Source organism: Mucilaginibacter dorajii (assembly GCF_024808255.1).
In the GTDB taxonomy this organism is placed as follows: Bacteria; Bacteroidota; Bacteroidia; order Sphingobacteriales; family Sphingobacteriaceae; genus Mucilaginibacter; species Mucilaginibacter dorajii.
Genome location: NZ_JANTYS010000032.1, coordinates 1 through 21,275, shown reverse-complemented (window position 1 = coordinate 21,275; position 21,275 = coordinate 1). Strand labels below are relative to the sequence as shown.

Sequence of the window (21,275 nt, the reverse complement as noted above, 5' to 3'; positions counted from 1 at the left end):
AAAACCTGGGCGAGGAGGCTTAGCTTAGTAACAGTAATTGGTTAATAAAAATACTCCTTCTTAAAATTCCGGTTAATTTCTTGTTTTTGTTTGCCGTTGGGTTTTATGGTTACCTTATAAATGGTTTCATTGGTACAATTGCCCTTGTTGTCATAATCAAACTTTGCCGTATAAAAAGTTTGGGTGCCATTAAAGTTTTTAGTTGTCCAGTTAATCATATCGCCTTGTTCATTAAAAGCCATATCGGGAGTAGGGAACTGAAGTGCTTTTTTAAACTTGATGAGCATCGTATCAGTAGATAAAACTGTTCCGTCGGCTTTGGATACCGATACAATGGCTTTATTCTGGTTATATAAATAGGTTGCACTTTCCCTCCCAAACAAGGCGTTGTTAAAGCGATAACCGGCAAGGTCAATAGGATCGCCATGTTCATTATTGATGATCTCGAATTTTTCGTAAACGTTCCCCAATTTATTTTTATCTAAAACGCGTACCAGGAAATTGTTGCTATCATAAATGTATTCGATAGTCTCTTTGGTTGTGCCTGTTATTTTTGTCCAGTCTTCATAACTATTTTCCAGCACCAACCTGTTGACGGTATCATTGGTATAGGTCGATCTTGATGTAAGCTGGTTATCCTCATCAAAGCGCTCCTCTGTAAGCAGCATCCCGGCGCTGTCAAAGGTTTTTACTGCTTTTTTTACCTCTTTGCCTTTACTGTTGTAAAAAGTGTTTGTTTCAATGATCTTGCGCGGCTTTGCAGTTTTGTATTCCCTTTCTTCGTTTAAATGCAAGGCGGTAAAAATACTCTGCGAGCGGGCTGCGCCGCTCATCAGCAACAAGCTTATCATCAATAAATAACTAAACAGGAATATTCTTTTCATAAGGAGAGGCTGTTTTCAACACAATGCCAATTTAATAAATATTACTATCGCCATAAAAATAAAACGGGAAACATTCCGCAGTGCCCTTAATGGCTTAGCTACGCTTTAACCGTAATTGTTTAACAATTAAATAAGTTATGCCTACTGAAACAATGCGCCGGTTTTATTATTCTTCATTGTGGTGTTATTGACGTACTTTTAAGGCTTACCACGCAACACTTTACTGGTGAGCCAATAAGTATTTGTATAACCGTTAAGTCGTTAATCTTTATAGCAGTAGTGGAGAAAGCAAATAAACAAGACAATTCTGCAGCGCAATTTCCGGTAGTTGGGATAGGTGCCTCTGCCGGTGGGCTTGATGCAGTAAAAGAATTTTTAAAGGCGCTCCCTGCAAAATCAGGAATGGCATTTGTTTTTATCCAGCACCTGAGTCCCAACCATGAAAGCATCCTGCCAGAGCTTTTGCAAAAAGTAACGCCTTTCCCTGTTCAGGCCATTACTGATAATATCCACCTGGAGCAGGATCATCTGTACATTATCCCGCAAAATAAAATAGTAACCACCGAGGATGGAATTCTTAAACTGGCGCCTTTACATAAAAAGAATAAACAGAGCAATACTATCGATCTTTTCTTTTCGTCGTTAGGTATAGTGCACCAGGACTACGCTGTTGGTATTGTATTATCAGGTTCATTAAATGACGGTACACTTGGCTTACAGGTTATTAAATCATATGGTGGTTTAACTTTTGCACAGGATGAGGGGTCGGCGGCATTTGATAGCATGCCCAAAAGCGCGGTTAAAGCCGGCGTTGTTGATTTTGTATTGCCTCCTGCGCAAATAGCGCAGCGCCTCATCGAAATTAATCATCCTTTTCACTCCGAATATTCACAAATCGAAATTACGGATACCCTGCCGGAACAGGATAAGGAAACCTTTAAGCAGATCCTTACCGTATTGCGCGTACGCCGGGGGGTAGATTTTACTTATTATAAACAAAGCACGTTAAAGCGGAGGATTGTTAGACGCATGGCTTTAAATAAAATTGAAAAGCCATCAAACTACCTGAGTTTTTTACGCGAGAACAAGAGCGAGCAGGATGCTTTGTATAACGATATGCTGATATCCGTTACCAATTTTTTTAGGGATGCTCAAAGCTTTGATGTTTTATGTAAGAGCATTTTCCCGACGCTGTTCAGTAAAAAAATAAATACCGAGCCCTTGCGTATCTGGATTGCCGGCTGCGCCACAGGTGAGGAAGCCTATTCAATGGCTATTTGCCTGCAGGAGCAGTTAGGAGATAAAGCTGCCGCCATGAAGATCCAGATATTTGCTACCGATATATCTGAAACAGCCATTGCCAAAGCCCGTACGGGTACTTACCGGTCAAACGAGTTGGAGGGGGTGTCTGACTCAAGGCTACAGCAATTTTTTATTAAACAGGAAGGTACTTATCAGGTAAGTAAAGTTATCAGGGATATGTGCGTATTTGCACATCACAACCTCCTTAAAGATCCGCCGTTTTCAAAGATCGACCTGGTGAGCTGCCGTAATGTGATGATATACCTGGAGCCGGTGCTGCAAAAAAGGGCGCTATCCACCTTTCATTATGCTTTAAATGAAAGTGGATTCCTGATGCTTGGCAAATCGGAGACCATTGGTGCCAATACCGATATTTTTACGGCCTATAATAGTACCGAAAAAATTTACGTACGTAAAGGCCCTATAGGGCGTTTTATGGCTGTAAGCTCGGCGGGCAGGGAGCAATCGTTCAGGGAAATTGATAAAAGTGTTCAAAAGCAAAGCTCCGATAAGGATGTTTTTAAAATAGCCGATGATGTAATGCTGGCCAGCTTTATGCCTGCATCCGTATTGGTAAATGATAAATTTGATATTATGCAGTTTAGGGGCGCTACAGAAAACTGGCTGATACCCCCTATTGGCAAACCCAGCTTTAATTTATTGAAAATGGCAAGGGAAGGCTTGTCATTTGAGTTGCGTAACATTTTGCACCTGGCCAAAAAAACAAGTTTGCCTGCCCGTAAGTTTGGGGTGTTTTTTAAAGCGAATGGTTTACAACATTATGTAAACATCCAGGCCATTCCGCTAAAAGATACTCCTGAGCTTTATTACCTGGTTGTTTTTCAAAACGCGTCATCAACAGGTGTTCAGCATGTGCCCGATGAGGTAAACCCAGTTGGGGCAAGTGTTGCCTATGATGAGAATGATTTAAGAATTGAGCAACTGGAGAAAGAGCTGACCCAGGCCCGGGCAGACATGCGCGCTATTACCGAAGAGCAGGAAACCTCCAACGAGGAATTGCAAAGCGCCAATGAAGAGCTGTTGTCTGGCAGCGAAGAGCTGCAAAGCCTCAATGAAGAACTGGAAACCTCTAAAGAGGAGCTGCAAAGCACCAACGAGGAGATTATGATTGTTAATAAGGAGTTGTTAGACAGGAATGACCAGCTCAACAATGCCCGCCAGTATACCGAGGGTATTGTTAAAACAATCCGCGATCCTTTGATCATCCTGGATAGCGAGCTGAAAATAAAAAGGGCAACCGCAGGCTTTTATCAAAGGTTTAAGCTTACCGAAAAGGAAACCGAAAATCGTTACTTATATGAGTTCGATAATAATCAATGGGATATTCCAGGATTAAAGCAGTTGTTACGCGATGTATTGCCAGGAAAAAAACAACTGGAAGATTTTGAGGTTGAGCAAATTTTTCCCTTATTGGGGAAGCGCCTTTTATGCTTTAACGCCCGGCAAATCGACAATATAAATGGCGAACAGCTGATATTATTGTCTATTGAAGATATAACCGATAAACGGAAAATTGAACAGGGATTGGCTGAAGTAGAGCGTTTATTAATCGAGAGTAAAGAACGGCTCAAATTTGCGGTCGATTCTGCCGGTTTGGGTACCTGGGATTACGCGCCGAAAACCCGGGAAGTTGTTTGGGATAAGCAATGTAAGGAAATATTTGGGCTACAAATAGCAGATAGGGTTGATATTGCTGTGTTTTTAGATAGGATCCATCCTGATGACCGTGCCAGGGTAGAAGAACGGATCAGGGAGGCGCTTCGGGATAGCCTGTTGAAGGAATTTGATATTGAGTTCAGGACGGATCTGATCCGGGGCAAAACTAAATGGCTTAAGGCAAAAGGGCGTGCTTACTTTAATGAAGAGGGCATTGCCACCCGTTTCATTGGTACTTTGCTTGATATTAGTGTGCAAAAACTCATCGACGAAGGAACGTTTGATCTGCTAAATAAAAAAGATGAATTTATAAGTATAGCCAGTCACGAGTTAAAAACACCAGTTACCAGTTTAAAGGCCATATTACAAATTATTGAGCGCGCTACGGTAAAAAAAGAAGAATTGAAAGCGCTGCATGGCTTTGCTCAAAAAGCCAATAAGCAGGTTGATAAGCTAACCGAACTGATCAAAGATCTGCTGGATGTTACCAAGATACAGGCGGGCAAACTGGAATTAAGGAAAATAGAGTTTACGCTTGGCGAATTGATAGAAGAATGCCGCGAAGAATTACAAAGCAGTTCGCAGCATCAGATTTTGGTTGAGGGGGATTACAACACAAAGATTTATGCTGATAGGAACCGGCTTGAACAGGTAATAGTTAATTTGATATCCAATGCCATCAAATACTCGCCCGGTGGCGCAATGGTTATCGTCAAAACCGAAAAATTGCCTGGGGGGATTAAAATAGCGGTAACAGATTTTGGCATAGGCATCACAGTTGATAAGATCCCCATGCTTTTTGACCGCTTTTACCGGGTTGATGAAAACTCGCAACGTTATGCAGGCTTAGGTTTGGGCCTTTTTATATCATCCGAAATTGTGAAGCAGCATCTCGGTCATATCCAGGTTGAAAGCGAGGAAGGCAAAGGCTCAACTTTTTGGTTTGTGATACCGGCAAGAGGGTAGGATGGATGATGTGATTAAAGTAGATTTAATATCGAACACGAATATCCAATATCGAATAATGATCGGAAAATCCGTTGTTAGACATTCGAAATTTATTATTCGATTTTTTCATCCGGATTTTAAAGGAACCTTCATTCCGATATCCACAACAACCCAACTTTTCCACAATGCCCTAAAAGCGCACCCAATGCATTAACTTTACCCGATTAACAAAAGGAGTAAACCGCTTGGCTAAAGATACTACCAAAGAAACCCCCTTAATGCAGCAATATAATGCTATAAAGATAAAGTACCCCGGTGCTTTACTGCTGTTCCGTGTGGGTGATTTTTACGAAACTTTTGGCGAGGATGCCATTAAAGCCGCAGGGATACTGGGCATTGTACTTACCCGTCGTGGTAACGGGGTGGGTACCCATATTGAATTGGCCGGTTTTCCGCACCACTCTTTGGATACTTACCTGCCCAAACTGGTACGTGCCGGGCAGCGGGTGGCCATCTGCGATCAGCTGGAAGATCCCAAAGCCACCAAAACCATCGTTAAACGCGGCGTTACCGAACTGGTAACCCCCGGCGTAGCTACCAACGATAATATCCTTAATCAAAAAAGTAACAACTACCTGGCATCGCTGCATTTTGAAAAAAACAGCATCGGCATTGCCCTGATAGATATATCAACCGGCGAATTCTGGACCGCGCAGGGTAACAGCGATTATATTGATAAGCTGCTGCAAAGCTTTTCGCCAAGCGAGGTGATTTACCCTAAAAGCCGTACCCGCGACTTTAAGGATAGCTATGGCGACCGCTTTTATACCTACGCCCTTGATGAATGGCCTTACAGCGGCGATTACGCTACCGAAACGCTGTTAAAACACTTCGGCGTAAAATCATTAAAAGGCTTTGGTATTGATAAGCTTAACCTGGGCATTATAGCCGCTGGTGTAGCCATTCATTATTTAAATGAAACCGAGCACCGCAACCTGCAGCATATCAGCGCTATTGGCCGGATAGAGGAGGACAGGTATTTATGGCTGGATAGGTTTAGCGTGCGCAACCTGGAACTGGTGGGCTCGTCAAACGAAAATGCCCTTACCCTGGTTGATGTGCTTGACCATACCTGCTCGCCGATGGGGGCTCGCTTGCTGCGCCGTTGGATAGTGATGCCGCTAAAAGAAATTAAGCCCATTAATGACCGGCTTGGTGTTGTAGAATACATGATTGCCCAGGAACAATTGCGCGAGGAATTGCAAGGCAGCATTCGCCAGATTGGAGATTTGGAGCGCCTGATCTCCAAAATTGGTTTACAAAAGGCCAATCCGCGTGAGGTTTGTCAGCTCAAAAAGGCATTGATTGCCATTGGCTCCATCAAAAAAGTTGCCGAGGCTTCAGAAAGTTTACCGCTACGTGCCATTGGCGAACAGCTAAACCCTTGCGTTACCATTTGCGAAAGGATTGAACGCGAACTAAGCGCCGAACCACCTGTTATGGTAGCCAAAGGTTCGGTAATGAACGAGGGGATTAACGAGGAGCTGGACAGGCTGCGTAAAATTGCCTTTGGTGGTAAAGGCTACCTGTTGGAAATTCAAAAACGTGAAGCCGAATCTACCGGAATCCCATCATTAAAAGTATCTTTTAATAACGTGTTTGGCTATTACCTGGAGGTAACGCATAGCCACAGGGATAAGGTGCCAGCCGAGTGGATCCGTAAGCAAACGCTGGTGAATGCGGAGCGCTATATTACCCCCGAACTTAAGGAATACGAAGAACAGATCCTGGGTGCCGAAGAGAAGATCTTTGTACTGGAAACCCGCTTATATAACGATTTGATGTATTCGCTTGCCGAGTATATTAAACCTATTCAACTGAATGCCCAGCTGATAGCCCGCTTAGATGTATTGCTCAATTTTGCAACCATATCTATCAAAAACTATTACGTAAAGCCCCAGATGAATGAAAGCCGTGTGCTTGATATTAAAGGTGGCCGCCATCCCGTAATTGAAAAGAACCTGCCCCTGGGCGAAACTTATATCACTAATGATGTATATCTTGATTCGGAAACACAGCAGATCATCATCATTACCGGGCCCAACATGGCGGGTAAATCTGCTTTGCTCAGGCAAACCGGTTTAATTGTGCTGATGGCCCAGATGGGATGCTTTGTGCCGGCCAAATCGGCATCGATAGGGTTGATAGATAAGATCTTTACAAGGGTAGGGGCGTCAGACAACCTTTCGTCGGGCGAATCAACCTTTATGGTGGAGATGAACGAAACGGCCAGTATCCTCAACAATATATCAGACAGAAGTTTGATCCTGCTGGATGAGATCGGTAGGGGTACCTCAACTTACGATGGGATCTCCATCGCCTGGTCCATTGCCGAATACTTACACAACCACCCGGCCGCTAAAGCTAAAACACTGTTCGCCACTCACTATCACGAGTTAAACGAGCTGAGTAATAGCTTTAACCGCATCAAAAATTTTAACGTATCGGTAAAGGAAGTAGGGCAGCAAATCATCTTTCTGCGTAAACTGGTTCCTGGCGGCAGCGAACACAGCTTCGGGATCCACGTGGCCAAACTGGCCGGGATGCCGCCAAAAGTGCTGAGCCGCGCTAATGAGATCCTCAAAAAGCTGGAAAACGAACGCACAGGAGGCGAGCACATCAAAGAAAGCATCCGCAAGGTACAAAAGCAAGCCGTGCAAATGCAAATGTTCTCGATAGATGACCCCGTACTGGTCAAAATCCGGGATACCCTGAATAACCTGGATGTAAACACGCTTACGCCCGTGGAAGCATTGATGAAGCTGGATGAAATCCAACGGGTGATAAAAAGTTAGCAGATGTGCAGATTTTAGATTACAGATGTGCAGATGTTTTCAATATGTTATAATTCATCTGCACATCTGAAATCTGCACACCTGCACATCTACCCTGTGTTAACATGTTAAAAACATCCGCATCCCCAAAATCTTCCTAAACCCTACTTTTACGGCATGACCAAACATCGCCTCCTTTTATATTGCTTCGTTTTGTTTTTTGTGCCGATAGTATTAACCTCCTGCCATAGCCGAAAAGCGGCCATGCGTGGTGAGCCCGGCGAAGTGGTGAAACCTAATGGCGATATAGCTTCCAAATATTCGGACATTATGGGCGTCAGCAAAAGCGATATCGAAAATGGCCGGTTGTACGCATTTATTGAGCAGTGGATGGGTACCCCCTACAAGTTTGGCGGATTGGACAGGGATGGTATCGACTGCTCGGGCCTGGCTTATTTGTTAGAGCAGCAGGTTTACGGCATCACCATCCCCCGCATGACCAGCAAGCAGATCACCGTTATCAAACGCAAATACGAGGAAGACCTCAAGGAAGGCGACCTGGTGTTTTTTGATTTTGATGGCAAGCAATTCAGTCACGTAGGCATCTACCTGCAAAATGGCTATGTAGTACATGCCAGCTCCCGCCGAGGTGTGATCATTGTAAAACTCCGCGATCCATCGCTGTACAAATACTTCTCCCGCGGCGGCTCCGTAAATGATGCCATGGGATCGACGGGGAATTAATAATTTTGGTTCATTAGTTCACTGGTTCATTAGTTCATTGGTCTTTGCAGTTGGGGCTTCATTTTTAGTCCTTATTCTTTTGTCCAACAATCTTTTGTCCTTAAAAAAGTCGTAAGTTTATTTGAAAAATTGCCAGCCGCATCATGACTGCTTTTAAGAACTGTAAGGCCTACCCGCATAAAATAAATGCCATATTACTTTGTCTGCTTGTGGTTATAATACTGTTTTCGGCTTGCACCAGTCTTAAAAAAACAACAAAGCCAATCCGTGATCCTGGTGTTGGCAATATGGCAAGGTGAGATTTGAGGTGCAGGTAAAAGTATCGTCTGAGTAATGAAAAACCCTCAGTAAGGCAAACATTGCTAATCAAATCCAAAAAATCTGATAAATTCGTTTAATCCCGGTTCAGACAAAATCCTTCGTCCCAAAACCCTTATTCTTTGCTTCCCAAGTCCTTCGTCCAAAAATCCTTTATCCTTACTCCAAAAATCCTTTATCTTTGCTCCCAAAATATGTCGAAAGAAAAAGAAGAATACTCCTTTTGGACAAAATATAAAAAGTTTGCCGGTACCGAGATTACGCTTTACGTAGTGATGGTGATTGGCATCATTTTGGGCATCATTATCTTTAGTTATCTTTAACCAGGGTTACGTTGCTGTTATCGCTTTCGTTAACGGCCTGGTAAAAATCTACAAAGTCCTGGTACAGGTCTTTGTTATAAGTGCCTTCAATTACTTGTAGCTTGCGTTTGTAAACCAGCTCATCGCCCACCACGGTGGCCGAAACTGAGAACTTGCCGAATGGTTTTTCGATAGAAACCGGGGCCGGCCTAAAATCTACATGATAACCTTTAGGCAGTTTATAGCTAATCTCATCTTCATCGGTGTAACCCCTGTTAATATAAAGATCGGTATGGCGGTTACGTACCTCGTGTGGTACACTGCCAACCCGGTTTATGGCATTGGCTACAAAATCTATCTTCCCGTTACTTACCGATCCATAATCAGGCGCGGTTAGTTTAATAGTTTCGGTAGTTACCGGATGGATAGTTTTATCCTGCTTAAAAGCGAATTTTTCAATATCGAGGTTGTTTATGGGGTACTCGCGCTGTAAGCTCTTAACCTGCTCTTTGGGGGCTTCCTCAATGATACCTTCCCGGTTATCATATTGTGTACCCCTGAAAGTGGTCAGCATATCGCCGGTTAGCTGGCCCGTTTCATTAAGTACAAAATTTGCTTTGCATTGCTGCAGGTTGTTTTGCGCGGTATATTTAGGTGTGTGTATTAGTTTTCCGCCTTCTGGCGTACAGGCCAGTACATCCCTGTCGTCGGTAAAGTCGCTTAAAAAGCCAAAGGGGATTTGCTGGCTTGTACATTCTAAAAAGGTAGTATCATTTTTAAAAGGGAGGCATAGGATCACATGGTCGAACTGGTTCATGCTTGCAAAATCAACAAGCGGACTGCGCTTCAAAGAGCCCGACTTTACAATACAGTAGTAAGAGTCAATATCCACCGCCTTAAAAAGCGACTGCGTATAATTCACGAGTGCCTTACAATCGCCGTAATTTTGCTGGTCTACATCACTTGCCAAAAACGGCTGATAGCCGCCTATGCCAACCTGTACGCTAATGTAATGGGTTTTACCCTGCATGTATTCATAGATCTTTTTGGCCTTTGCTTTAGGATCCGTAATGCCTTTGGTAATTTCCTGCATCCTGTCGATGGTACTTTGCGGCAGCGCCCTACGTGACGATAACAGCTTATCGTAGATCCATTTACCCATCCCGTTCCAGTTCTCAAACGATCCGGATACCCCCAGGTAATTAAATGTCGATTCGGGCGAAATCTTTACCCGGCTGGTTATTTTTTCATAAACCGGGCTGTAAGGTTCATATTTTGAAGCTTTGATGTTACTTGCCTGCCAGGAATAAGTTTTTTCGCCCTGTTTATTGGTCCCCTCAACTAAAGGCGAAGGCATATTAATCTCTTTATAGCGGATCTTAAAATCGGGTTTACAGCTAAAAGTATAGGAACTTTTTTCAACCGATACATCGGCAGATGACTTGGGTACCCAGTCCTGGAAACTTAATGATTGTTTTGATTTAAATTCGTATTCATAAACCACCGTGTAGGGGTAATCGGTTACTGTCGGCTGAAAGTGTTTTACTTTGGTATCCTCAAACAAAGCCGAACGGCTTACCGCGCCATCGTCCTGGAAATCACTTTCAGAAAACTTGCCAATTGGTTTACCAAACTGGTTATAAACCACGCCTTTTATGTTTTTGATCACATTTGCCTTATCATGAAATATCACAATTTCGGCTTCATCATCGCCATTTTTGTTTAATACCGTTACCGCGGTTTTAATATGGTAATAGGTATTGTCCAAATCTTTTACCTCAATGTTTAGCTCATCGCTGCGTACAACGGCGCTGGCATAAGGTAGCAACTCTTTAGGTATCAGCGATGCATCATAATTTTCCTGTGCAAAGGCACAGGTGCTTATGGTTAATAACGATAACAGGGTAACAAATACTTTCATTATTTTTTTATAAAAACCATATCGGCTTTTTCGGTAAGGATTATCTTGTTGTAAAGCTCCTTAAGGTACGGATATTCTTCTGAAGTATAAATTGGCTTGGTAAACCTGATGATGTTTGAAAACGTGAACGTGTTATCAACATTATCAAATGTGGCTGCATACATTCCCCCGCCATTCGGCATTTTAAACGCGGCAACCTGTGGTGGGTTTTCAACAGCATATCCCGGGGGCAGGTGCACGGTTAGCACAAGTCGCTCGTCAGATGCCATTCCCCAGTCAACCGGGTAATCACGTTCCTGCAATTTAAAGGGATTGGTAGTTACCTTACCCCAAAAAAACGGGTTAAATATCAATTTGTTGTGGTTAAGGTTATCAAAGGCATCTACTTCTACTTCAAATGTTTCGCCAAGGGGAAAGTCCAGGCTATCCAGGTTGGCAATATTTGATTTCAGGATTTTTACCTTGGGCAATTTTTCATCAAGGTTTTCTACATACTCATCAACCGAATTGAATTTTTTGATGGCCTTACGTTTTTCATAAGCATCATAGCCAGTATAATAATTTACGATAGTGCCTTTTAATTTACCGTTTTCCAGCAAGGTTAAATCAAGCGTGCGGGTAATGGCCTCTTTTTGCAGGCCGCTCAGCTCAATCCAGTAGGATGGTTTATCCAGGCTTATCACGCGGCCTTTGTCGTTAAGGCATTTCAAAGGTAACAACCCGAATGATAATTGCGGATCGGTTGCATCAAGCAGGTAGCTTTTACCACCAATGTTTACTTTTACTATCAGGTAATTAAAATCGTTTATTACCGGGTACAGCATGTTGATATTGCCGTTGTTACGGGTTGATAGCACCACAAGTTCGGTATTGATATCTGCTGCTCTTAACGCGGCAGCCAGCGCCAGGTTAATATCGCCAATAGTACCGGTATGGGCCTCATAGGCTTTTTTGATACCATCAGGGCTGTAAATAGAGATAATGTCATTCCATTTAAACCATTTTTGCATATGAGCGTAAACGGCTTTGGCCTTTTCAAGCGAATCGGTTTTGCCGGCTATTACCGCGACAATCCTATCTTTCATCAACTCTTTACGCTTAAACTGCGAACCCAAAAACTCGTCGCTTTTGAGTTGGTATTCAATGTCTTTCCATGTTTTTGATACCACAGTTTTTGCGCCGGTGTATGGGTTGGTCCATTCAACCTCATCAAAATAAATGGCGGCAACAAAGTTTTTGGGCGATGTCATGTAGTCCTCAGATACAAAAGCGGGGATATCCTTCATCTCATAGGTAATGTGCGAGCAATCGCATTTTGCGCCGTGCGATGAAAAGCACTCACGCTCCACTTCCGATGCGGTATTGGAAAGTTTTAAGCCCCCGCGCAGTGAAGCGTTAAATACCCAAAAAGCTGGAATATGCACCTCGTATTTCGATTTTAGTTTAGGGATCTCGTCCTGAAAATCCCAATTCCTGAATTCATCAAGGTATGGTGATGTTAATTTATAGCTAAAATCAATTACGCAGCCTGGGCGTAAAGCAGGTAAAGCAAACTTTACGGTGCTGCGATATTTGTAATCTTTTACGGTATATACTTTTTTTACATCGAGTGGGGAACTGCGCATCAACCCGTCGTCATCCTTATAATAGGTGGTGCCTACAATATCTTCAACTTCTTCGGTGGTTTCGCCGTTGCTGCTGTGGTGAATAGGGATTTCGATAGTGCCGTTGCTCAACCCTTTTGCGTCAAATATTTTTATACGGGCATGGTAGTTAAATATAAGGCGAACATGATCGTCGCCAACAACGTCAATCCGGCTTTTACCAAACTCATTTAAAAATAAGGCATGGGCCGATGTATCTTTCGCGTAATTTTTCAGGTTCAGGTCTTCGGTGGTAACACTTTCTTCAAAATCCTGTGCTTTTACAAGTTGCTGTGTACCAATAAGTAAAATAATAATAAGTAATAGTTTTTGCATATAGTAATTGCGATAATTAGGATGGTATTAATTTAAAAATAAAAGTTAAATATTAATTTAAATTAAAAAATTTATTCTGCTGATTCTTTTTAGGACATTTGCGACCTTTACAGTATTACTGATTCCGCTACAATGAAATTAAAACTAAAACGCCCGCTGGCCTTTTTTGATCTGGAAACAACGGGTACCAATATAGGGGCCGACCGTATAGTTGAAATATCCGTTATTAAACTGCACCCCGATGGCCGTGAGGAAGTTCAAACTTATCGGGTTAACCCGGGTATCCCTATCCCACTGGAATCATCATTGGTACATGGTATTTATGACGATCATATAAAGGACGAGCAGCAATTTAAAGCTCTTGGCCAGTCGATAGCCGATTTTATTGGTGATAGCGATTTAGCAGGATACAATTCCAATAAATTTGATATCCCGATGCTGATGGAGGAATTTTTGCGTGCCGGTATTGATTTTAGTTTAGATAACCGCCATTTTGTAGATGTACAAAACATTTTTCACCAGATGGAGCAACGTACCCTTAAAGCGGCGTACCAGTTTTATTGTGATAAAAAGATAGAAAATGCGCACTCGGCCGAGGCTGATACCCGCGCTACCATGGAGGTTTTGCTGGCGCAGATTGAGCGTTATGAAAACATGCAATGGGAAGATAAAAAAGGTAATATCACTACGCCGGTTGTTGGCGATGTGGAGGCTTTACATCAATTTACCAACCTGAGCAAACCTGTTGATTTTGCAGGCCGGATGGTTTACAATGAGCAGGGCGAAGAGACCATCAATTTTGGTAAGCACAAAGGCAAACGTGTTGAGGATGTACTAAATGCCGAGCCAAGCTACTATTCATGGATGATGCAGGGCGATTTTCCGTTATATACCAAACGCAAGCTGGAAGAGATCCACGCCCGCTGGAATGCAAAAAAAGCAGCTGAACGCCATGCTAAAGCAGCAGCAGCACAGCCTAAACCCGCAGAGCAGGCACCCCGTACTGACGCTCCAAAAGCAGATTACACTAAAAAAGATTTTCACAAACCCGACCATACCAGGACGCAATATCCACCCAAACCATTCAAAAAGAACGACGAACCAGCCAAACCGGTAAACGACGATATGCTGCAACAGTTGGCGCTGAAGTTTAAAAAAGGATAATTTAGATTTGAGATGTTAGAAATAATTTAGATATGAGACGTTAGATATGAGATTTGAGACTTTTTGAAAAAAATCCAGATCAACAAAAAGCCCCATTAGGGGCTTTTTGTTGATCTCATATCTCATTACTTCAAAAAATCAATATTCCGCTTCAGCCCGCTAAACTTAGTGCGTTTAACGGCCGAGTTTTTGAATACCTTTTGAAATACATCCTGGGTAATGTCCTGCCAGTCGGCGGCTTTAAGGTGCAGCAGATCGGGGTGGGGGGTAAAGGCCTGTTCGGTGTTCAGTACCGAAAAACGGTTCCATGGGCACACATCCTGGCAAACGTCGCAACCAAACATCCAGTTATCCATTTTACCTTTAAACTCCTGGGGGATCTCGTTTTTTAATTCGATAGTTAGGTATGATATGCAACGACTGCCATCAACCACATAGGGGCCAACAATGGCATCGGTTGGGCAGGCATCTATACAATTGGTACAGGTACCACAATGATCTATAGTGGGGGCTACATCATATTCCAGTTCCAGGTCGATGATCAGTTCGGCCAGGAAAAAAAAAGAGCCTGCTTTTTTGTTGAGCAGGTTGGAGTTTTTACCTATCCAACCCATGCCCGATTTTTTAGCCCATGCCTTATCCAGCACAGGTGCCGAATCAACAAACACCCGTCCACCAACTTCGCCAATCTGCTCGTTGATGATCTGTAACAGTTGCCGTAACTTATCTTTGATTACGGTGTGGTAATCTATTCCGTAGGCGTATTTTGATATTTTGGGTGCCGATGGATCGGCCTGTTGGTCATCAGTATAATAATTAATGCCTAATGAGATCACCGATTTTGCCCCATCAACCAGCAAGCGCGGGTCAAGACGCTTATCAAAATGGTTTTCCATGTACTGCATTTCGCCGTGCATGTTCTTTTTTAACCACAATTCAAGTCGTGGGGCTTCCGTTTCTAAAAACTCGGCTTTAGCGATACCGCAAAACAAAAAACCAAGCTTTTGAGCTTCGGCTTTAATGAGCTGGCTATATACCGTCCTGTTTTGCATATCAACACAAAGATACTATTTATTGAAATCACAATTATTACGGTAAAGCCTGGGAGGGCTTTACTGCAATAATTGTAAAAAACGCGTTATATACATCAAAAAGGAGTATTTGTTAATTATCGGTGTGGTTTTTGTAACTATAGATAAAACATTTAGGATAAATGCTTGAACACTTAATATACCTGCCGAAACATATTTTAGGTGTGCATGCTACGGGCAAAATTACCAACGAGCAATATGAACGGGAGCTGGAACCTTTGCTGGACGAACACATTAAAGAAAACGGTAAAATAAATTACCTGTTGATCCTGGAAGCCGATATCAAAAACTTTGATGCCGGTGCATGGTGCGGCAATATCGGTATCGGCCTGAAATATTTTACCAAATGGCACAAACTGGCCGTGGTTACCGACCGTGATGGTGACCGGGAATTTAGCCACCTGTTTAAATACATACTGCCTGGTAAGTATAAGGGCTATAGGTTAGAGGAATTGGATGAGGCTATAAAATGGATAACTGCTTAAGTCCCTAAGCCACTGAAGGTGGAACTTTTTGATTGGGTTGTTGTTATATCATTAAACATAATGTAATGGAAAACGTCGAAAACAAAAACACCAATGACGATTCTGATCTGCATCAGGATGAAATTGGCGAGAATACAGGGGAAGACACTTTGCTGGCCAAACAAGCCAAACTAAAACCCGGCGAAAAAGATAAATATGAACAGGAATCGTCAAATAAAGGCAAAGGGCCTGCGGGTGAAGATTTGTAAGGATTGACTGATAGATTTCTTGTAGAGGCGCAATATTCGGTTTCTCGATAATTTGTAAATGTGGAATGTGGTAGGAAGGCTATAGCAAGTAATAAAATCAAGGTCTTATGAAGTTACAAAGAATGACAAAAGTTATGTCATTGCGAGGCACGAAGCAATCGCGAACTCTGCAAATCCGCCCTGTAATGTACGAGATTGCCGCGCTACGCTCGCAATGACATGGGGGAGTTCTTATATCTATTCAATGATATCAACTTTTAAAACCCCAATGTCCCATCATCCTCAATATAAGCCCGCAGCATAATGCGGCAGCCTATGGGTTCGTTGTTCACCGTTGCAGGCACAAATACTTTGTCTTCCTCGCTTAATAAATCAATATTAAGGTTAAAGGTTTTTGAAAAATTGCCACTGTATAAGGTAACTTTTAAATAAGCCAGCCGGCCATACGGACTAACCAACAATTCGCAAACAGCTACAGAAACAGCCCGGTTTATATCCATCAGGTTGCCCGGCAGCCTAAATAGTTTTAAGTAGGGCAAAAAGCCATAATACCTTCCTCCAATTTTAAGGGGCTTCGTGGTTTTATCAGAATCAGTTAACTGCTTATCAACAAAATAACGCAGGTTTGATAGGGTATCCTCCGGTGCTTCGTAGGTGAGCTCCTTTGTGGTATAGTCGTAATTTTGCAGCAGTTGCCCGTCAGAGCCGTAAAAATGCCAAATACCAACTTTTACATCATGATCAAACTGACCGCTGGCTATGGCGTATTTTTTATCATAAATAACCTGGCATAAACCTTGCCGGGTACTTTTATCGCTTTTTAATACGCGTAGTTTTTCGGTAATATGCCTGCCGGTTTGACGGCTGCGTTCTACAGTTTCCTGGGCAAAACCGGTTTTTACAAAAAGCAGGGCAAAAATTAGCAAGGTGATATTTTTCAAAGGTTATTTTTGATTTTGGGTAAATATAAAGCAGGATATAATCAATATCAACCCATATTATTATTAAAATAGATTTCGGGCGGCAACTTGATTTTTGCAATGCCAACAATATTTTTAACAGCACCAACAACCTGCCTGCCTTGCCGCGCAAATACCTGTGTAGTAAACACTAAAAAGATAATTGTTACGATGGGTAATTTTGTTATGATTAGGTCAATACAGATCATTAACCTAACGCAGGTTACCCCTTTTTAACGTGTAATACTATTGTTGCATTAATACTGTGGGATGCTTAAACTTGTAACATAAATGTTATGGTAATGACAGCCCTTACAGACCAGGCCGATTATAAAACGGTAAGCTTTTCCCAAACCACCATCACCGAGCTGATGATCCCTTCGTACTCCAATTTTGGAGGCAAAATTCACGGGGGCATTTTGCTGTCGCTGATGGATAAGGTGGCTTATGTTTGCGCGGCCAAGCACGCGGGTAATTATTGTGTTACGGCTTCCATTGATACGGTCGATTTTTTGCAACCTGTTGAGGTCGGCGATTTAGTTTCGCTTATGGCATCGGTGAATTATGTGGGCAAAACATCGTTAGTGGTTGGCATCAGGGTGATATCTGAAAATATCAAGAATAGTTCGGTTAAGCACACCAATACCAGTTACTTTACTATGGTTGCAAAGGATGAGCATAACAAACCCGCCCAGGTTCCGGGATTGGTTTTAGAGCACCGCGAGCATGTAAGGCGTTTTATTGAGGCCCGCCGCAGAAAAGAGATCAAGCAAAGCTACATGAAAGAAGTAGAGCAGATAAAAATGCCCGATAACTATGAGCATTGTATAGAGATGTTACATGGCGAGCGCTGTATCGTTGCCGGATAACCCACATATTTGCTTTACTGTTTGTAAGTCGCTGCGGATAATACCCTATTAACACTAATTGATTTTATAGATCCCCCAATTCCCCCCGTGTAAATGAGGCGTTTTTTAAGCCAGGTACTATTGTTGATAATGATATATAGCGCAAGCTATGCCCAAAAGGAAAATGCTGAAACTATACCTGCTGATACAAATGGCCTGAGAGTTTATATCGATAAACACAATAAGGACGCTGATGACCTATATGTAAGATGTCCGGATTCGGCCCGAAAAATGGCAGAACAAGCACTGCTATTGTCCGAAAAAATAAAATATAACAAGGGTATCGGCGAAAGTTTTTTTAGCCTGGGCCATGTATACTGGTCGCAGTCATATTATCCTATCAGTTTATTTTACCTTAAATCAGCTTTAACCTATATCCCTAAAAACGAAAATACCTTATTAGCCAATTGTTACAATGCTATAGGCCGTACCTATATGGAGCTTAAAAACTTTAAGGAGGCCGAACGTAATATTGAATTATCGGGAAAATATGTTGACCATGATATGCTGTTACAGGGCAAAAATTACAGCGAACAGGCTTTGCTTTATACCCGTACTAAAGATTATGATAAAGCATTAACCGCCAGCTTAAAAGCGCTCACTTTTGATAGGGTAGCCAAAGACGATGGCGAAATAAATATCATTTACACCCGCCTTGGCTCTATCTATAAGTTCAAAAACCAAATGAGCAAAGCAACGGCTTATAATGATAGTGCTTTTAGGATGAGTTTTAAAACCAGTAACAAGCGCCTGCGTGCCAAAATGTATGTTGAATATGCCGACGTTTATAACCAGTTAAAGCAATATGACAAGGCAATAACATTCGCGCAAAAGGGAGTAGCATTATCAGACAGCATTGGTTTAATGGATGGCATTTCTGGAGCTTACCGGGCCATGATGTTTGCTTTTGAACAGAAGAAAGATCTGGGCAACGCGCTTATCTACCAAAAAAAATATAGCCAGGCGCTCGATAAACTAAACACGGCCGATAAAATTCGCAATACAGAACTGATCCAGAATTACTTCGCCCTTAATGCCCGGCTTAATGAGATTGCCGTAATGGAACAAAAAGCCAGGGAAGATAAAGCCCGGATAAATTTTCAAAATGCACTCATTGTCACTTTAATTATATCGCTGGCAGTGGTGTTACTTGCCCTGTACATCACCTGGTATAATTATAAGCAAAAAAAACAGCTAAATAACAAACTGCGCAGGCAGCACGAGGCATTGCTGGTTCAAAAAGATTTGATAGAAGATCAGTCGGAAAATCTTGCAACGGTAAATAAGCTAAAAGATAAATTGCTGGCCGTTATAGGCCATGACCTGCGTACACCATTTGCCAACCTGCGTAACATTATAGGCTTGTTTGAAGACAATAGCCTTGACCTGGAAGATGTGCATGGCCTGATGCGTAAGATGGAACCGGTAATAAAAGGCGGCGAGCTTACGTTAAATAATTTATTGGAGTGGGCCGGTAGCCAGATCAGGGGTATTAATGTTAGTCCGGCTGCCATCGATATTAATTTGATTGGTGATGAAATGGCCCAAACTTATAATTATCAGTTGCTTCAAAAGGATATAAAATTTCAAAACATGGCTATTACCGGCCACTGTGTTAAGGCCGACGAAAAACACGTAAAGGTGGTTATAGGTAACCTGATCAGCAATGCCATTAAATTTACTGATGATAATGGCACCATCACCTTAAGCAGTGCCGTTATCAATACAGAACTGGTCATTAGTATCAACGATACAGGAAAAGGCATTGCCGGGGATCAATTGACTAAACTATTTAATCTTAATTCACACTTTACCCAAAGTGGTACCATGGGCGAAGTTGGTACTGGTATCGGTTTATTTTTATGTAAGGAATTGGTGGAGTTTAACGGCGGCCGTTTATGGGTAACTTCTGTATTAAACCAGGGCAGTACCTTCAGTTTTAGTCTGCCTTTGGCTACCTAAGCAAAAATTATTCCTTTTTTTTGTTAAATAATCAATAAATAATTGTACCTAAAACAATCTATAAAACGTATAACCTCGTAAATATATACTAACCGATAAGTAATTTAATTAATCGGTAAGCGTTTTAACCTTATAGGTGAATTTAGCAAATTCCGTAATATCTAAATAAAACAGTGTAGTTATTATATTTTACTATATTGTGACACTATTTTACTTCCTAACAAGATAAATTAATCCTGATTATTTAATGGCTTTTTTAAACACAGTGCTCGAACCGCCTGCATACGGCTGGACAGACGAGGATGGTAACCTTTCAAAACCAACCAATGGTGAAATCTTCAAAGAGTTTTTTTCGAGACTGAATGTTTTTAAAGATAAAAAGAACTGGCTATCCTTTTTAAGCTGGATGTTGATTGTTTGTTTAACCCCGTTTTTGTTCCTGTTCATTTTTAAATATTTTACCATAACAGGCCTGGTGATAGCTTTTGTTTATAGTATGATAGTGATGGGTACGCATGGTACTATATGGCATCACCGCTACTGCACGCACAATGCCTACACGTTTAAAAATAATTTCTGGCGATTTTTTACCCAGAATTTAACCCTTAAAATTATCCCCGAAGAAATTTACGCCGTATCGCACCATGTGCATCATGCGCTGTCAGATCAGCCAGGCGATCCTTACAATGCCCAGGGTGGTTTTTTATATTGCTTTTTAGCCGATGTAAACCACCAGCCTATTGCCCGCAATATGACCGAGGCTTGCTACAAAAAATGCATTAACTTAATGAAACACGTAGGTGTTACACCAAACACGTATGCGCAGTACCAAAAATGGGGAACTATTGCAAACCCATACCGCACTGTTGCAGGTATTATCCTAAACTGGGGTTTTTGGTTTGGCACGTTTTACCTGTTAGGTGGTATGCCCTTGGCTTGCGCCATTTTTGGGGCCGCCGGTTTTTGGGGTGTGGGTGTACGTACCTTTAACTACGAAGGCCACGGTAAAGGCGAAGACAAACGCCGTGATGGTATTGACCATAACCGCGAAGACATGTCTGTTAACCAATTGTGGCCAGGCTATGTTGCCGGCGAATGGCATAACAACCACCACTTATATCCAAAAAGCGCCCGTTCGGGCTTCAAAAAACACCAGTTTGATTTAGCCTGGTGCTACATTAAAATGATGAGTTTGTTAGGTGCGGTAACCTCATACAAAGATTCAAAGAAAGAATTTCTGCTTAAATATTGCAGTGAAGTGCCTGTTATAGTTGCTCCCATATTGACCTATGCCGAGGTAAAGCCGGTGCTGGTAAGAGTGAAGTAAATACATCCCATAACTAACTTAGTCATGTCATTGCGAGGCACGAAGCAATCGCGAACTGTGCATGGCCGCCCTGTATAGCATGCGATTGCTTCGTACCTCGCAATGACATCGTAATAATACAATCCCAAAACGAGGCTGTATCATAAATCATGATCAGCCTCTTTTTTATTACTAATGTTTTATTGCTGTAAATTCAAATATCTATTTATTGTTTAATTTGTT

15 protein-coding genes are annotated in these 21,275 nt (G+C 42.1%); 10 read left to right on the top strand and 5 right to left on the bottom strand.

The features are described from left to right. Window positions 1–41: 41 nt before the first annotated feature. On the bottom strand, window positions 42–884 hold the full coding sequence (locus FHS10_RS26775; RefSeq protein WP_259097073.1) for a hypothetical protein: 843 nt from the start codon (window positions 882–884) through the stop codon (window positions 42–44). A gap of 279 nt (window positions 885–1,163) precedes the next feature. On the opposite strand from FHS10_RS26775, the gene FHS10_RS26770 reads away from it, so the two are divergent. From FHS10_RS26770 to FHS10_RS26755, 4 genes are all read left to right on the top strand, one after another. Then, entirely contained in the window at window positions 1,164–4,829 is a 3,666-nt protein-coding gene (locus FHS10_RS26770) for a CheR family methyltransferase (RefSeq protein ID WP_259097072.1), read from the top strand. 227 nt (window positions 4,830–5,056) lie between these two features. Continuing rightward, window positions 5,057–7,666, top strand: a complete 2,610-nt coding sequence (gene mutS, locus FHS10_RS26765; protein WP_259097071.1) for a DNA mismatch repair protein MutS — start codon at window positions 5,057–5,059, stop codon at window positions 7,664–7,666. A gap of 156 nt (window positions 7,667–7,822) precedes the next feature. Continuing rightward, entirely contained in the window at window positions 7,823–8,389 is a 567-nt protein-coding gene (locus tag FHS10_RS26760; protein ID WP_259097070.1) for a C40 family peptidase, read from the top strand. Between the two features lie 512 nt (window positions 8,390–8,901). Then, window positions 8,902–9,030, top strand: a complete 129-nt coding sequence (locus FHS10_RS26755) for a hypothetical protein (protein ID WP_259097069.1) — start codon at window positions 8,902–8,904, stop codon at window positions 9,028–9,030. On the opposite strand, the gene FHS10_RS26750 is transcribed toward FHS10_RS26755, so the two are convergent. Together FHS10_RS26750 and FHS10_RS26745 are read right to left on the bottom strand one after the other, a co-directional pair. Further along, complete coding sequence (locus tag FHS10_RS26750) at window positions 9,017–10,930, bottom strand: DUF3857 domain-containing protein (protein ID WP_259097068.1); 1,914 nt, start codon at window positions 10,928–10,930, stop codon at window positions 9,017–9,019. The two genes, FHS10_RS26755 and FHS10_RS26750, sit on opposite strands and share 14 nt — an antisense overlap. Beyond that, on the bottom strand, window positions 10,930–12,909 hold the full coding sequence (locus FHS10_RS26745) for a DUF3858 domain-containing protein (protein WP_259097067.1): 1,980 nt from the start codon (window positions 12,907–12,909) through the stop codon (window positions 10,930–10,932). Before FHS10_RS26745 ends, FHS10_RS26750 begins: the two co-directional genes overlap by 1 nt. A gap of 132 nt (window positions 12,910–13,041) precedes the next feature. Between FHS10_RS26745 and FHS10_RS26740 the strand changes: the two genes are divergently transcribed. Continuing rightward, window positions 13,042–14,073: a 3'-5' exonuclease gene (locus tag FHS10_RS26740; RefSeq protein ID WP_259097066.1), complete on the top strand. Its 1,032-nt coding sequence runs from the start codon at window positions 13,042–13,044 to the stop codon at window positions 14,071–14,073. A 125-nt stretch (window positions 14,074–14,198) separates the two neighbouring features. Here the strand turns inward: FHS10_RS26740 and queG are convergent, their stop codons facing one another. Continuing rightward, window positions 14,199–15,125 carry a tRNA epoxyqueuosine(34) reductase QueG gene (queG, locus tag FHS10_RS26735; RefSeq protein ID WP_259097065.1) on the bottom strand — a complete coding sequence of 309 codons (927 nt, stop codon included), beginning with the start codon at window positions 15,123–15,125 and terminating at the stop codon, window positions 14,199–14,201. Between the two features lie 161 nt (window positions 15,126–15,286). Here queG and FHS10_RS26730 point away from each other — a divergent pair, with 161 nt between their 5' ends. Together FHS10_RS26730 and FHS10_RS26725 are read left to right on the top strand one after the other, a co-directional pair. Beyond that, on the top strand, window positions 15,287–15,649 hold the full coding sequence (locus FHS10_RS26730; RefSeq protein WP_259097064.1) for a SpoIIAA family protein: 363 nt from the start codon (window positions 15,287–15,289) through the stop codon (window positions 15,647–15,649). A gap of 65 nt (window positions 15,650–15,714) precedes the next feature. Continuing rightward, entirely contained in the window at window positions 15,715–15,897 is a 183-nt protein-coding gene (locus FHS10_RS26725; RefSeq protein ID WP_259097063.1) for a hypothetical protein, read from the top strand. Window positions 15,898–16,154: 257 nt separating this feature from the next. Here the strand turns inward: FHS10_RS26725 and FHS10_RS26720 are convergent, their stop codons facing one another. Further along, window positions 16,155–16,838: a hypothetical protein gene (locus tag FHS10_RS26720; RefSeq protein ID WP_259097062.1), complete on the bottom strand. Its 684-nt coding sequence runs from the start codon at window positions 16,836–16,838 to the stop codon at window positions 16,155–16,157. 320 nt (window positions 16,839–17,158) lie between these two features. On the opposite strand from FHS10_RS26720, the gene FHS10_RS26715 reads away from it, so the two are divergent. From FHS10_RS26715 to FHS10_RS26705, 3 genes are all read left to right on the top strand, one after another. Beyond that, window positions 17,159–17,725: an acyl-CoA thioesterase gene (locus tag FHS10_RS26715; protein WP_259097061.1), complete on the top strand. Its 567-nt coding sequence runs from the start codon at window positions 17,159–17,161 to the stop codon at window positions 17,723–17,725. 129 nt (window positions 17,726–17,854) lie between these two features. Next, window positions 17,855–19,726 (top strand): tetratricopeptide repeat-containing sensor histidine kinase, encoded by a 1,872-nt coding sequence (locus FHS10_RS26710; RefSeq protein WP_259097060.1) that lies wholly within the window; start codon window positions 17,855–17,857, stop codon window positions 19,724–19,726. Between the two features lie 247 nt (window positions 19,727–19,973). Further along, on the top strand, window positions 19,974–21,053 hold the full coding sequence (locus FHS10_RS26705; RefSeq protein ID WP_259097058.1) for a fatty acid desaturase: 1,080 nt from the start codon (window positions 19,974–19,976) through the stop codon (window positions 21,051–21,053). Window positions 21,054–21,275: the final 222 nt, after the last annotated feature.

Coding starts and splice junctions, on each gene's coding strand:
- FHS10_RS26730 (WP_259097064.1), top strand. CDS start 15,287: ATGCTTGAACACTTAATATACCTGCCGAAACATATTTTAGGTGTGCAT.
- FHS10_RS26745 (WP_259097067.1), bottom strand. CDS start 12,909: ATGCAAAAACTATTACTTATTATTATTTTACTTATTGGTACACAGCAA.
- FHS10_RS26725 (WP_259097063.1), top strand. CDS start 15,715: ATGGAAAACGTCGAAAACAAAAACACCAATGACGATTCTGATCTGCAT.
- FHS10_RS26775 (WP_259097073.1), bottom strand. CDS start 884: ATGAAAAGAATATTCCTGTTTAGTTATTTATTGATGATAAGCTTGTTG.
- FHS10_RS26705 (WP_259097058.1), top strand. CDS start 19,974: ATGGCTTTTTTAAACACAGTGCTCGAACCGCCTGCATACGGCTGGACA.
- FHS10_RS26760 (WP_259097070.1), top strand. CDS start 7,823: ATGACCAAACATCGCCTCCTTTTATATTGCTTCGTTTTGTTTTTTGTG.
- FHS10_RS26755 (WP_259097069.1), top strand. CDS start 8,902: ATGTCGAAAGAAAAAGAAGAATACTCCTTTTGGACAAAATATAAAAAG.
- FHS10_RS26750 (WP_259097068.1), bottom strand. CDS start 10,930: ATGAAAGTATTTGTTACCCTGTTATCGTTATTAACCATAAGCACCTGT.
- queG (WP_259097065.1), bottom strand. CDS start 15,125: ATGCAAAACAGGACGGTATATAGCCAGCTCATTAAAGCCGAAGCTCAA.
- FHS10_RS26710 (WP_259097060.1), top strand. CDS start 17,855: ATGATATATAGCGCAAGCTATGCCCAAAAGGAAAATGCTGAAACTATA.
- FHS10_RS26715 (WP_259097061.1), top strand. CDS start 17,159: ATGACAGCCCTTACAGACCAGGCCGATTATAAAACGGTAAGCTTTTCC.
- FHS10_RS26740 (WP_259097066.1), top strand. CDS start 13,042: ATGAAATTAAAACTAAAACGCCCGCTGGCCTTTTTTGATCTGGAAACA.